Below are 13,213 nucleotides of genomic sequence, written 5' to 3'. Positions count from 1 at the left end.
CGCCGACCTGAAATGCCCTCAAAAGCTCCCAGGAAGGCCAGACGAATCCTGATGGGGAACTCAATGTCGTTCATCGGCCGTGACATGGCTGTCGACCTCGGGACCGCCAACACGCTGGTGTACGTCAGGGGTCGCGGGATCGTACTCAACGAGCCGTCCGTCGTCGCGATCAACACGAACACCGGTGGAATTCTGGCAGTCGGTGCCGAGGCCAAGAAGATGATCGGGCGGACCCCCGGCAACATCGTTGCCGTGCGCCCGCTGAAGGACGGCGTGATCGCCGACTTCGAGATCACCGAGCGGATGCTGCGCTACTTCATCCTGAAGATCCACAAGCGGCGGTATCTCGCGAGGCCGCGCGTCGTCGTGTGTGTCCCCTCGGGCATCACCGGCGTCGAGCGCCGTGCCGTCATCGAGGCGTCGTCCCAGGCCGGCGCCCGCCAGGTACACATCATCGAGGAGCCCATGGCGGCCGCCATCGGCTCCGGCCTGCCGGTCCATGAGGCCACGGGCAACATGGTGGTGGACATCGGCGGCGGCACCACGGAGGTCGCGGTCATCTCCCTCGGCGGCATCGTCACCGCCCAGTCCATCCGCGTCGCGGGCGACGAGCTGGACAACGCGATCATTCAGCACATCAAGAAGGAGTACTCCCTCCTGCTGGGTGAGCGGACGGCCGAACAGATCAAGATCACGATCGGTTCGGCGTACGACCTCGACGCTGACGAACACACCGAAATCCGCGGCCGGGACCTCGTCTCCGGGCTGCCCAAGACCGTCGTCATCTCGGCCGCCGAGGTCCGCAAGGCGATCGAGGAACCCGTCAACGCCATCGTGGACGCCGTCAAGACGACCCTCGACAAGTGCCCGCCGGAGCTCTCCGGCGACATCATGGACCGCGGCATCGTCCTCACCGGCGGCGGCGCCCTGCTGCGCGGGCTCGACGAGCGGCTGCGCCGGGAGACCGGCATGCCGATCCACATCGCCGAGGACCCGCTGGACAGCGTGGCGCTCGGCTCCGGGAAGTGCGTCGAGGAATTCGAGGCGCTCCAGCAGGTGCTGGACGCCCAGCCGCGCAGATGACGTAACTCTTCGATTCCGCCGTACGAGATGATCTCCTCTCGTACGGCGGATCGTTGATATCGAGGCATAAGCTCCCACAAACGGAACTCCAATAAGAAGGGCACGGCCGCCGCACGTGAGGGACACACGAGAGAGCCGGCTGCTCCTGGTGCTGCTGATCGCCGTCGCGTTCGCGCTGATCACGGTGGACATCCGTGGCGGGGAGGACTCGCCGGTCGACGGTGCCCGCCAAGGCGCGGCCGCCGTGTTCGGCCCGATCGAGAACGGCGTGTCCGCCGCGGTCGACCCGGTCGGAAACGCCGTCTCCGCCATCCGCGACTCCGGCGAGCGGCACGACCGGCTCGCCGAGCTGGAGAAGGAGAACTCCGCCCTCAAGGCGAGACTCGGCAGCGACGACCGCAACTCCAGCCGGCTCAAGCAGCTCGACAAGATGCTGAAGATCGCCGGTGAGGGCCAGTACGGCATCAAGGGCGCCGAGGTCATCGCCATAGGAGCGGCCCAGGGCTTCTCCTGGACCATCACCGTGGACGTCGGCGCCAACGACGGCATCCGGCGCGACATGACCGTCCTCAACGGCGACGGACTGGTCGGCCGCGTCACCACCGTCGGCCCGAACACCGCCACCGTGCTCCTGGCCAACGACCCCGACTTCACCGTCGGCACCCGCATGGAGGCCAGCGACGAGCTCGGCTTCGCCTCCGGCCAGGGCGACCGCCCGCTGCGCGTCGAACTCCTCAACGGCAAGGCCGAGATCAAGAAGGGCGACCGCCTGGTCACCTTCGGCTCCCAGGCCGACAAGCCGTTCGTGCCCGGCGTCCCGGTCGGCGTGGTCTCCCGCGTCGACCCCTCCGGCGGTGACCTCACCCGCACCGTCTACGTCACGCCGTACGTCAGCTTCAGCAAGCTCGACATCGTCGGCGTCGTCGTCCGGGCCCCGAAGAAGGACCCGCGCGACACGGTGCTGCCCGCAAAACCGAAGCCGACGCCCACGCCGACCGTGACGGTTACCGTCACCCCGTCCGCCAACGCGCCGGTCGGCGGCCAGATCCAGCAAGAGCAGTAGGAGCTGTAGTCATGCGCGTCAACCGGATCCTGCTGTCCGCCGCCCTGATCGTGGTCGCCCTGGTCGTCCAGGTGAGCGTCCTCGCCCGCCTCCACCTCCCGGGCGCCGTCCCCGACCTGCTGCTCCTCACCGTCCTCGGCCTCGCCCTGGTCTACGGCCATGTCGGCGGCGCCCTCGTCGGCTTCGCCGCCGGTCTCCTCGCCGACCTCGCCCCGCCCGCCGACCACGCCGCCGGGCGCTACGCCCTGGTGCTGTGCGTCATCGGCTACCTCGCCGGCCTCGCCAAACCGGAGAACGGCAGACTCAAGTCCGCCACCGGCCCCATGGTCGTCGTGGTCGCCGCCGCCGTCGGCACCACCCTGCTGTACGCCGGTGTGGGCGCCCTCGTCGGCGACACCGCCGCCCGCCATGTCGGCCTCGGCAGCCTGCTGTTCACGGCCGCCCTGTACGACCTGCTGCTCGCCCCCTTCGTCGTCCCCGGCATCATGGCGCTCGCCCGCCGAGCCGACAACGACCCGCTCGCCGAGGCCGGTTCCGCGGCCAAGTCGGCGGACATCTCCTCGGGCTGGCTCTCCTCGGGCACGGGTCTGAAGATCGGCGGCCAGCGGAGCGGCCTCGGCGGCCTGAAGACCAAGGCGCGGACCCGTACCGCGCGGGTGGGCCGCATCAAGGGGGTCAAGCGGCTGTGATCCCACGGGAGTCGGCGGACCGGGTTCACAGGTTCGCCGGATATGACACGTACACACACTGAGAGGGGGCGGCAGCCGCAGTGACCAATATCCCCGAGACCGGACGGACTCCACGGGTCCAGATCCGACTCGTCGTCATCCAGATCCTCGTGCTGTCCCTCCTCGGCACCCTCGGCGGCCGCCTCTGGTACCTCCAGATCCGCGAGGGCGACGCGTACGCGAAGGAAGCCTCCGGGAACCACGTCCAGCAGGTCGTCGAACCCGCCGTGCGCGGTTCTATCCTGGACGCCCGCGGAGTGCCGCTGGCGGACAACGAGACCCGTCTGGTGGTCTCCGCCTCCCGCACCGACCTGCTGAAGATGAGGGACGACGGCAAGGCCGTCCTCGCCAAGCTGGCCAAGGTCCTCGGGATGTCCACCAAGGACGTCATGCTCAAGGTCCGGCTCTGCGACGCGAAGACCCCCCAGCCCTGCTGGAACGGCTCGCCCTACCAGCCGATCCCCATCACCGACGAGGCCACCCCCAAGCAGGCCCTGCAGATCCGCGAGCGCGCCGAGGACTTCCCCGGCATCACCGCCGAGCCCGAGGCCGTGCGCCGCTACGCCGCCCCCGGCAAGTCCAACACCGCCCAGGTCCTCGGCTACCTCTCCCCGGTCACCGACGAAGAGATCACCAAGGCCCAGGACACCGACTCGCCCTACCTGCGCTCCGACCAGGTCGGCCGCTCGGGTCTCGAGCGCCAGTACGACAAGGCACTGCGCGGCAAGGCCGGCGTCACCCGCTACGAGGTCGACAACCTCGGCCGCGTCATCGGCCAGGCCGAGGCCGACGCGGCCCAGCCCGGCGCCAACCTCGTCACCAGCATCGACGCCCGCGTCCAACGCGTCGCCGAGTACGAACTGAACGACGCGATGAAGATCGCCCGCACCCAGTTCGACAAGATCACCGGCGAGAACTACAAGGCCGACTCGGGTGCCGTCGTCGTGATGGAGGCCAAGACCGGCCGGATCGTCGCCATGGCGTCCGCACCGACGTACGACCCGAATGTCTGGGTCGGCGGCATCTCCGCCAAGGACTACAAGAAGCTCACCGGCAAGAACTCCGACTACCCGCTGCTCAACAGGGCCATACAGGGTCAGTCCGCGCCCGGTTCGACATTCAAGGTCGTCTCCACGGCCGCCGCGGTCGAGGCCGGCTACGAGTGGGACGGCGGCTACCCGTGCACCAGTTCGTACTCGGTGGGCGGCCAGGTCTTCAAGAACTTCGAGGGCGAGAACTTCGGCCCCATCTCGCTGGGCCGCGCCCTCGAGGTCTCCTGCGACACCGTCTTCTACGGCCTCGCCGACCGGGAGTGGAAGAAGGACGGCGGCATCAACCCCAAGAAGGGTGAGCCCAAGGACTACTTCTACAAGGCCGCCCACCAGTTCGGCCTCGGCAAGCCCACCGGCATCGACCTGCCCAACGAGGTCACCGGCCGAGTCCCGGACCGCCAGTGGAAGGAGAGCTACTGGAAGGCCAACAAGGACTCCTGGTGCAAGACCGGCAAGAAGGACGGCACCTACGTCGAGAAGATCGCGTACGAGAACTGCCTCGAAGGCAACAAGATGCGCGAGGGCGACTCGATCAACTACTCCATCGGCCAGGGCGACACCCTCGTCACCCCGATCCAGGAGGCCAAGATCTACGGGGCGCTCGCCAACGGCGGCACCATGTACGAGCCGACCATCGGCAAGGCGATCATCAGTGCCGACGGCAAGACCGTTCAGGAGATCAAGCCCAAGGCCGTCGGCAGGCTGCCGATCGGCCAGGCCGCCCTCAAGGGTATGGACACCGCCCTTGAAGGAGTCGTCACCCGTGGTACGGCCGCCTGGAAGTTCGGGGGTTGGCCACAGGACAAGATCCCGCTGCACGCCAAGACGGGTACCGCCGAGGTCTACGGCAAGCAGACCACGTCATGGCTGGCCACGTACTCCAAGGACTACACGGTCATCATGACGATCGCCCAGGCCGGTACGGGCTCCGGCGCCTCCGGTGAGGCCGTGCGCCACATCTACAACGCCCTGTACGGCGTCTCCGCCGACGGCACCATCACCAAGAAGAACGCCCTGCTGCCCACCCCCGAGAAGAACCTGCCGAAGATCCAGACGGACGGGACCATCAAGTCCCCGAAGATCGCCAAGGACCCGGCCAAGGACCAGCGGGCGAGCCAGGAGGACGCGCCCGAGCCGAACGGGACACAGCAGGCCGCGACCGTGAACACGTCGACCGGCGGGAACCGCGACACCCGAAGGCGGCGCCGCAAGAGGGGGAGCCGGAGGATGCTCACATGACCGGGGCGAACAGTTTCCAGGTCTCCGGATACGGCCCCGCGCGCGCGGGCTGGACCCGGCTGCTGGCCCGCGACTCGCTCGCCCGCCGACTGGACTGGCCGATACTGTTCTCGGCCCTCGCCCTGTCCATGATCGGCTCGATCCTGGTCTTCTCGGCGACCCGCAACCGCACCGAGATCAACCAGGGAGACCCGTACTACTTCCTGATCCGCCACCTCATGAACACCGGCATCGGGTTCGCCCTGATGATCGGCACGGTGTGGGTCGGCCACCGCACCCTGCGCACCGCCGTGCCCCTGCTGTACGGCGCCTCGCTCTTCCTGCTCCTGCTGGTCCTCACTCCACTGGGCTCCACGGTCAACGGCGCCCACTCCTGGATCGTGCTCGGCGGCGGATTCTCCCTCCAGCCCTCGGAGTTCGTGAAGATCACGATCATCCTCGGCATGGCGATGCTGCTCGCGGCCCGGGTCGACGCCGGCGACAAGCCCTACCCCGACCACCGCACGGTGCTCCAGGCCCTGGGCCTGGCCGCCGTCCCGATGCTGATCGTGATGCTCATGCCCGACCTCGGGTCGGTCATGGTCATGGTCATCATCGTGCTCGGGGTGCTGCTCGCCTCCGGTGCCTCCAACCGCTGGGTCTTCGGGCTCCTCGGCGCGGGGACGCTCGGCGCGCTCGCCGTCTGGCAGCTCGGGGTGCTCGACGAGTACCAGATCGCCCGCTTCGCCGCCTTCGCCAACCCCAGCCTCGACCCCGCGGGCGTCGGCTACAACACCAACCAGGCCCGGATCGCCATCGGTTCGGGCGGCCTCACGGGCGCGGGCCTCTTCCACGGCTCCCAGACCACCGGCCAGTTCGTCCCCGAACAGCAGACCGACTTCGTCTTCACCGTCGCCGGCGAGGAACTGGGCTTCGTCGGCGCGGGCTTGATAATCCTCCTGCTCGGGGTCGTCCTGTGGCGGGCCTGCCGGATCGCCCGCGAGACGACCGAGCTGTACGGCACGATCGTGGCCGCCGGGATCGTCGCCTGGTTCGCCTTCCAGGCCTTCGAGAACATCGGCATGACCCTCGGGATCATGCCGGTCACCGGCCTGCCGCTGCCGTTCGTGTCGTACGGCGGATCGTCGATGTTCGCGGTGTGGGTGGCGGTGGGGCTGCTGCAGTCGATCAGGGTGCAGCGGCCGATGTCGGCGTAGCCGGGGTGGCCCCGGTGGTGTCGGTCCTCTGCCGGAACCGGGGCCCGGCGACTAGATTTGAATCATGGCGGACACAAAGCGGGAGATCGAACGCAAGTATGAGTCCCACGACAGCGGCCTGCCAGACCTGACCGGAGTCGCCGGGGTCGAGACCGTCGTCGACAAGGGCGTCACGCAGCTGGACGCCACCTATTACGACACGGCCGACGAACGCCTCATGGCGTCCTCGATCACCCTGCGCCGCCGTACGGGCGGATCGGACGCGGGCTGGCACCTGAAGTTCCCCGTCTCCGAGGGCGTGCGCGACGAGATCCGGGCCCCGCTCTCCGACGCCCTCCCCGACGAACTCGCCGCCCTGGTCCGCTCCCGCGTCCGGGGAGTCGCGGTGCTGCCCGTCGTCCGGCTGCGCTCGGACCGCGACGTGCGTCACCTCCTCGACGCTGAGGGCGAGCTGCTCGCCGAGGTCAGCGTGGACGCCGTGCACGCCGAGCGGCTCAGCGGCGGCGTCGGCGACGCCCAGTGGACCGAGATCGAGGTGGAACTCGCCGACGGCGGCGACCCGGCCTTCCTCGACAAGGTGGAGAAACGCCTGCGCAAGGCGGGCGTACGGCCGTCCGGGTCCGCCTCGAAGCTGGCCCGGGCCCTCGCCGAGACCGCACCCGAGAAGCAGAGCCCCGTCATCGGCGACCCGGTGACCGCGGGCGACCACGTCCTCGCCTACGTCCGCGCCCAGCGCGACGCGATCGTCGAGCTCGACCCGGCCGTCCGCCAGGATGTCGAGGACTCCGTGCACAGCATGCGCGTCGCCACCCGCCGACTGCGCAGCACCCTCAAGTCGTACGGCAAGGTCCTCGACCGGGCCGTCACCGACCCGATCGGCGACGAGCTGAAGTGGCTGGCCGGTGAGCTGGGCGTGGACCGGGACCGCGAGGTGCTCAGCGAGCGCCTGTCGGCCGCCCTCGACGAGGTGCCCCTGACACTGATCTCGGGGCCCGTGGCCGCCCGCCTGAGCACCTGGTCGGGGGACAGGCCGGGCGGGGCGAGCGCGCGGCTGATCGGGGTGCTGGACTCCCGGCGCCATCTCGCCCTGCTCGACACCCTGGACGCGCTGATCGCGGACCCGCCACGGCTGAAGGCGGCCGCGAAGAAACCCCACAAGGTGATCGCCAAGGCCGTGCGCAAGGACTTCCGCAAGGTCTCCGGGCACGTCGCGCGGGCGCTGGAACTGGAGCCAGGCACCGAACGCGACGTCGCGATCCACGAGGCCCGCAAGAAGACCAAGCGCACCCGCTACGCCGCCGAGGCGGCCCGCCCGGCCCTCGGCGACCCCGCCAAGACCGTCGTCAAGTCCATGAAGGCGCTCCAGAACCTGCTGGGGGAGCACCAGGACAGCGTGATGGCCCGGCAGACCCTGCGCGAGCTGTCCGCGGTCGCCCACGCGGCCGGGGAGAGCGCCTTCACCTACGGGCTGCTGTACGGGCGTGAGGAGCAGCGGGCGGCGGCGGTGGAGGCCGAGCTGCCCGGACGCTGGGACGGGATCAAGGAGGAGGCGGACGCCCTCTGACCCTCCTGTGACCTTCGGGGAGCGCTCCGGGCGTACGGGTGGTGGTCTCGGCCGCGTTAGGCTAGATGGTCACCCCTGTCCGTCCATGGAAGTGCGAGATGTCAGCCGAAACCGCCGCGTCGGTGTTCCCGCAGCTCGAAGCTCTGCTCCCGCATGTGCAGAAGCCGATCCAGTACGTCGGCGGTGAGCTCAACTCCACCGTCAAGCCGTGGGAGTCCTGCGACGTCCGCTGGGCACTGATGTACCCGGACGCGTACGAGGTGGGTCTGCCCAACCAGGGCGTCATGATCCTCTACGAGGTCCTGAACGAGCAGGAGGGCGTCCTCGCCGAGCGCACCTACAGCGTGTGGCCGGACCTGGAGGCGCTGATGCGGGAACACCGGGTCCCGCAGTTCACGGTCGACAGCCACCGGCCGGTGGGCGCGTTCGACGTGTTCGGCCTGTCCTTCTCCACGGAGCTGGGCTACACCAACATGCTCACGGCGCTGGACCTGGCGGGCATCCCGCTGGAGTCGCGCGACCGTGGCTTGGACGACCCGATCGTGCTGGCCGGTGGTCACGCGGCCTTCAACCCCGAGCCGATCGCGGACTTCATCGACGCGGCGATCATCGGCGACGGCGAGCAGGCCGTCCTCGACATGACGAAGATCATCCGCGAGTGGAAGGCGGAGGGCCGGCCGGGCGGTCGCGAGGAGGTCCTCTTCCGCCTCGCGAAGACGGGCTCGGTGTACATCCCGGCGTTCTACGACGTCGAGTATCTTCCCGACGGCCGTGTCGCCCGCGTGGTCCCCAACAAGTCGGGCGTCCCGTGGCGCGTGTCCAAGCACACGGTCATGGACCTGGACGAGTGGCCGTACCCGAAGCAGCCCCTGGTCCCCCTCGCCGAGACCGTCCACGAGCGCATGTCGGTGGAGATCTTCCGTGGCTGCACCCGCGGCTGCCGCTTCTGCCAGGCGGGCATGATCACCCGCCCGGTCCGTGAGCGCTCCATCACGGGCATCGGCGACATGGTGGAGAAGGGTCTGAAGGCGACGGGCTTCGAGGAGGTGGGTCTTCTCTCGCTGTCCTCGGCCGACCACTCGGAGATCGGCGACATCGCGAAGGGCCTGGCGGACCGGTACGAGGAGGACAAGATCGGCCTGTCCCTCCCCTCCACCCGCGTGGACGCCTTCAACGTCGACCTGGCGAACGAGCTCACGAGGAACGGCCGCAGGTCCGGCCTGACCTTCGCCCCCGAGGGCGGCTCCGAGCGCATGCGCAAGGTCATCAACAAGATGGTCTCGGAAGAGGACCTGATCAGGACCGTCTCCACGGCGTACGGCAATGGCTGGCGCCAGGTGAAGCTGTACTTCATGTGCGGCCTGCCCACGGAGACGGACGAGGACGTCCTCCAGATCGCCGACATGGCCACGAAGGTGATCGCCGAGGGCCGCAAGGTCTCCGGCCAGAACGACATCCGCTGCACGGTGTCCATCGGCGGCTTCGTCCCCAAGCCCCACACGCCCTTCCAGTGGGCCCCGCAGCTCTCCGCCGAGGAGACGGACGCCCGCCTGCAGAAGCTCCGCGACAAGATCCGCGGCGACAAGAAGTACGGCCGCTCGATCGGCTTCCGCTACCACGACGGCAAGCCGGGCATCGTGGAGGGCCTCCTGTCGCGGGGCGACCGCCGCATCGGCGCCGTCATCCGCGCCGTCTACGAGGACGGCGGCCGCTTCGACGGCTGGCGCGAGCACTTCTCCTACGACCGCTGGATGGCCTGCGCCGACAAGACGCTCCCCGCGTTCGGCGTGGACGTCGACTGGTACACGACCCGAGAGAAGACCTACGAGGAGGTCCTCCCCTGGGACCACCTGGACTCGGGCCTCGACAAGGACTGGCTCTGGGAGGACTGGCAGGACGCCCTCGACGAGACGGAGGTCGAGGACTGCCGGTGGACGCCTTGCTTCGATTGCGGGGTGTGCCCCCAGATGGACACCAGCATCCAAATCGGCCCGACCGGCAAGAAGCTGTTGCCTCTTACGGTCAAGAACGCTGGTCCGACGCCTGCCTCGACTGGTCACTCTCACTGACCTGAGTGAGGCGTTGCGGCGCATTGTGGATGCCCTCAGGGACGGCGACGAGGAGGATCGCTGCTGTCCCGAGGGCACTCGGTGCGGAGACGCCCTCGACGAACAGACCGTGGTCGTTCCCGGCACCGGCATCCTGAACGTGATCGTGCCGTCGCCGGCCAGATCGCCGGCCGCCGTCCACGAACAACGCCAGGCCCTGCAAGCCCGGATCGAAGCCCTGCTGGAGGCCCCCTCTCTCCCAGGTCCTGACCTCGATGCCCGGCACCGGCGTCAGGACCGCCGCAGTCCTCCTGGCCACCGTCGGCGACGGCAGCTCGTTCCCGAGCGCCGCCCACAGACGGCCCGATACTTCGAACAGCGGGCTCCCCGCACAAACGGTGGGGAGCCCGCAGTCTGATCAGGTCACGCGTAGCCTATGTACTCCTTGAGGTGCTGCCGGGAGCCGTTGGCACCGTCCTGGTCCCATACCTTCAGGTGGACCTTCGTGGCCTCCGGAATGTTCTTCGTCACCCAGTCGGAGCAGCTTCCCTCGCCGCCGGTTGCCCAGGCCGGGTAGTCGTGCCAAGCGCCACCGCTGTACCAGATGCCAGATGCTCCGGCGCGGTGGCCGTCCGCGTAGCGGTCGCATACCCGCCACTTGTCCCCGTCGTGCTGGAACCAACCCTCAGCTGTCTCGACGGTGATGCAACTGAGGACCCCGCAGTCCTCGTACTTCGCATAGCCGTGGGCGTTGCTGCTCTCGGCGGACGCGGGGGCCGTGCCCAGAGCGACGGCCGATATGGCGACGGCAGCCGCAGTGAGGGCCTTCTATTTCGCGAGATGGGTGACGTCACGGGTGGATGGCCCGGACGGCCTGGCCTCGAATTCCCGTCCCACGGCTCGATGCCCCAGGAGGTCCCGGTGCAGGTCAAGGGGATTCTTCGCACATGCTATCGATTGGCGTGAAGGTGACCTTCTGGGTGACGGCTCGGCGTCCATGATGGGCCGTCAAGAAGCTCAAGGTGTACGGAAGTTGTTCGTTCAGGCTGACGGCGAAACGGACAGCAGGGTCGTTGACGCCGGCCGAATCTCATACTCGCCTTAGACATGCCAATCAAGTCGCTCGCTCCGCGCTGCCCGGCTGATCACGTTCGGAGCCGGATGGTGAGGGCTATGACGTTTGCGGTGCCGAGGTGGATTTAGCCGCATTTATCGTAGGAGGTGGCCACTGCTCTGATGTTTTCGACCGGTTGATGGCCCGCTCGACCGTGTTGCGCTTCTCGTATCGCTCTTCGTCGAGTCGGGGGCGGAGAGCAGGCGGCGGGAGACGCCGAGAGTGGCCTGATGCTGCTCTCGGTTCGCAGAGTTCCCATGGGGTGAACGACCAGGCCGGGCTACTGCTGGTCGAGACGCGGCTGGAACGGGTGGAGCATGTCCTGGCCCGGCTGGACGATGCCGTAGCTGCTCTCGGGTACTTCGTTCCAGGCGCCGGGAAGGTCGCCCAGGGGCTCGGAGACGACGAGGCGGGTTTCTTCCCCGACCTCGCGCAGGAACTCCGTGTCCGGGTGGAGCGCGCGCAGGGACTCCACCCTGGTGCTGTAGTAGAGCGACCGCGACGAGCCCTCACTGGAGTAGCGGAAAGCCCATAGCCGGTCACCGTCGGAAAGGGCGACGGTCATCTGGAGGGGGTGGGGGACGCCGTGTCTGCGTCCCGTCTCCTCGACCAGGCCGGCCATGCGGGCCACGGCGGCCGGCGGATCCTCGGTGAGACCGAAGGTGAGGGCCAGGTAGAACATCAGCTCGGAGTCGGTGGAGCCCTCCATCTCGGGGTAGAGGGCCGGGTCGACGGCCAGGGCCAGGTCACGCCTGAGCCGGTGGAATTCGTTGATCATGCCGTTGTGCATCCACAGCCAGCGATCCCTTCGGAAGGGGTGGCAGTTGGTCTGCTGGACGGCTGTTCCGGTCGTCGCCCTGATGTGGGCGAAGAACAGACCCGAGCGGACGTGGTGAGCGACTTCCTGCAGGTTCCGGTTGTTCCAGGCGGGGCCCACGTCTCGTAGAACCGCCGGTGTGGTGAGCTCCTGTGCGTACCAGCCGACGCCGAAACCGTCGCCGTTGGTGGTCTCCACTCCCATGCGGGAGTGCAGGCTCTGGTCGATCAGGTTGTGGCGAGGCTCGAACAGGACGTGGCTGAGAAGGACGGGCGTACCTGAGTAGGCGATCCAACGGCACATGTGCGACTCACCTTCCGCCGGCGAAGGACGGCGACACCCCTGCGACCAGTATGGACCGCGCGGGCGGGGGGAGCAGGACGTGGAGTCCGCAGCGCCCCCGCCCCCGGTCGGCTCAGTGCGCGTCGCCCGGGTTGGGGCCGTAGAGCGCGGCGATGTCCTTGGATGTGCTCCAGCGGCTGTACGTGGGGGATTGGGGCCAGCCCTCCGGGGAGTCCTGCCATTCCTCCTGGCGGCCGTAGGGGAGGAGGTCGATCAGGCCGAAGGCGTGGCCGAGTTGCTCGGTGCCGCGGCCGGTCGTGTGCCAGGTGCGGTAGACGGTGTCGCCGTCGCGCAGGAAGACGTTGACCGCGAATCCTCCGTCGGGCGGGGCGCCGACGTCGGTCCCGAAGGGGCTGTTCGCGGTCGAGTACCACGGCATCCTGTTGCCCACCCGCTCCTTGTAGGCGAGGGCTTCCCCGATCGGGCCCTGGGTGACGATGACGAACCGTGCGTCGTAGCTGTCCAGGAACTCCAGGCGGGTGTACTGCGAGGTGAAGCCGGTACACCCCGGGCACTGCCACTCCTGGCCGGCGAACCACATGTGGTTGTAGACGATCAGTTGCCGCTTGCCCTCGAAGACGTCCGCCAGTCGTACGGGGCCGTCCTCGCCCTCCAGTGTGTAGTCGGGCATCTCGACCATCGGCAGTCGACGGCGCTCGGCCGCGATGGCGTCGAGTTCCCGTGTGGCGGCCTTCTCCCGGGCTCGCAGTTCTTCGAGCCGGTGCTCCCAGGTCGCGGTGTCGACGACGGGAGGCAGTGCGTGTGCGGTCATGGGTTCCCTCACAGAGTGCGTGCACAGCTTTCTCTTGTGCAGAGGCAGACCCCGCCGGGCTACGGAACTCATCGGTCGGGAGAGGGAGAGGGAGAGGGAGAGGGAGAGGAGGGCGGGATGGCCGGGGGAGGGCTGTTGCCGTTGTGGCGTGGCCTCCCCGTCCGGGCGCCCCGCCCCCCGGCGTCCCGCTGGCGG

The 13,213-nt window shown here is 68.6% G+C and carries 9 protein-coding genes and 1 pseudogene; 8 read left to right on the top strand and 2 right to left on the bottom strand.

Annotated features, from left to right (window positions below; genetic code table 11):
• Window positions 1-63 precede the first annotated feature (63 nt).
• The 8 genes and pseudogenes from ABZT93_RS04210 to ABZT93_RS04175 all read left to right on the top strand — a co-directional run.
• The gene (locus tag ABZT93_RS04210) at window positions 64-1,083 is read left to right on the top strand and encodes a rod shape-determining protein (protein WP_004931372.1); all 1,020 of its coding nucleotides are present in this window, start codon (window positions 64-66) and stop codon (window positions 1,081-1,083) included.
• A 115-nt stretch (window positions 1,084-1,198) separates the two neighbouring features.
• Window positions 1,199-2,146: a rod shape-determining protein MreC gene (gene mreC / locus ABZT93_RS04205; protein WP_356098639.1), complete on the top strand. Its 948-nt coding sequence runs from the start codon at window positions 1,199-1,201 to the stop codon at window positions 2,144-2,146.
• A gap of 11 nt (window positions 2,147-2,157) precedes the next feature.
• Entirely contained in the window at window positions 2,158-2,835 is a 678-nt protein-coding gene (gene mreD, locus ABZT93_RS04200) for a rod shape-determining protein MreD (RefSeq protein ID WP_356098636.1), read from the top strand.
• 80 nt (window positions 2,836-2,915) lie between these two features.
• Entirely contained in the window at window positions 2,916-5,165 is a 2,250-nt protein-coding gene (mrdA, locus tag ABZT93_RS04195) for a penicillin-binding protein 2 (RefSeq protein WP_356098633.1), read from the top strand.
• Window positions 5,162-6,361, top strand: a complete 1,200-nt coding sequence (gene rodA, locus ABZT93_RS04190; protein WP_356098630.1) for a rod shape-determining protein RodA — start codon at window positions 5,162-5,164, stop codon at window positions 6,359-6,361. Before mrdA ends, rodA begins: the two co-directional genes overlap by 4 nt.
• Window positions 6,362-6,425: 64 nt before the next feature.
• The gene (locus ABZT93_RS04185; protein WP_356098627.1) at window positions 6,426-7,925 is read left to right on the top strand and encodes a CYTH and CHAD domain-containing protein; all 1,500 of its coding nucleotides are present in this window, start codon (window positions 6,426-6,428) and stop codon (window positions 7,923-7,925) included.
• A gap of 98 nt (window positions 7,926-8,023) precedes the next feature.
• Window positions 8,024-9,994: a TIGR03960 family B12-binding radical SAM protein gene (locus tag ABZT93_RS04180; RefSeq protein ID WP_356098624.1), complete on the top strand. Its 1,971-nt coding sequence runs from the start codon at window positions 8,024-8,026 to the stop codon at window positions 9,992-9,994.
• A gap of 1 nt (window position 9,995) precedes the next feature.
• Window positions 9,996-10,329, top strand: a pseudogene (locus tag ABZT93_RS04175) (transposase); the annotation flags it as partial.
• A 1,038-nt stretch (window positions 10,330-11,367) separates the two neighbouring features.
• On the opposite strand, the gene ABZT93_RS04170 reads toward ABZT93_RS04175, so the two are convergent.
• Entirely contained in the window at window positions 11,368-12,207 is an 840-nt protein-coding gene (locus ABZT93_RS04170) for a class II glutamine amidotransferase (RefSeq protein WP_356098621.1), read from the bottom strand.
• Window positions 12,208-12,319: 112 nt separating this feature from the next.
• Window positions 12,320-13,018: a DUF899 family protein gene (locus tag ABZT93_RS04165; RefSeq protein ID WP_356098618.1), complete on the bottom strand. Its 699-nt coding sequence runs from the start codon at window positions 13,016-13,018 to the stop codon at window positions 12,320-12,322.
• Between the last annotated feature and the right edge of the window lie 195 nt (window positions 13,019-13,213).

The organism is Streptomyces sp. NPDC005303 (assembly GCF_040607335.1).
In the GTDB taxonomy this organism is placed as follows: Bacteria; Actinomycetota; Actinomycetes; order Streptomycetales; family Streptomycetaceae; genus Streptomyces.
Note: the sequence above shows the minus strand (reverse complement) of the source record. Positions and strands in the feature narration are given on the sequence as shown.

Bases quoted from the DNA above. Each gene is read 5' to 3' on its own strand.
- ABZT93_RS04210 (WP_004931372.1), top strand. From the start codon at position 64: ATGTCGTTCATCGGCCGTGACATGGCTGTCGACCTCGGGACCGCCAAC.
- mreD (WP_356098636.1), top strand. From the start codon at position 2,158: ATGCGCGTCAACCGGATCCTGCTGTCCGCCGCCCTGATCGTGGTCGCC.
- rodA (WP_356098630.1), top strand. From the start codon at position 5,162: ATGACCGGGGCGAACAGTTTCCAGGTCTCCGGATACGGCCCCGCGCGC.
- ABZT93_RS04185 (WP_356098627.1), top strand. From the start codon at position 6,426: ATGGCGGACACAAAGCGGGAGATCGAACGCAAGTATGAGTCCCACGAC.
- ABZT93_RS04180 (WP_356098624.1), top strand. From the start codon at position 8,024: ATGTCAGCCGAAACCGCCGCGTCGGTGTTCCCGCAGCTCGAAGCTCTG.
- ABZT93_RS04170 (WP_356098621.1), bottom strand. From the start codon at position 12,207: ATGTGCCGTTGGATCGCCTACTCAGGTACGCCCGTCCTTCTCAGCCAC.
- ABZT93_RS04165 (WP_356098618.1), bottom strand. From the start codon at position 13,018: ATGACCGCACACGCACTGCCTCCCGTCGTCGACACCGCGACCTGGGAG.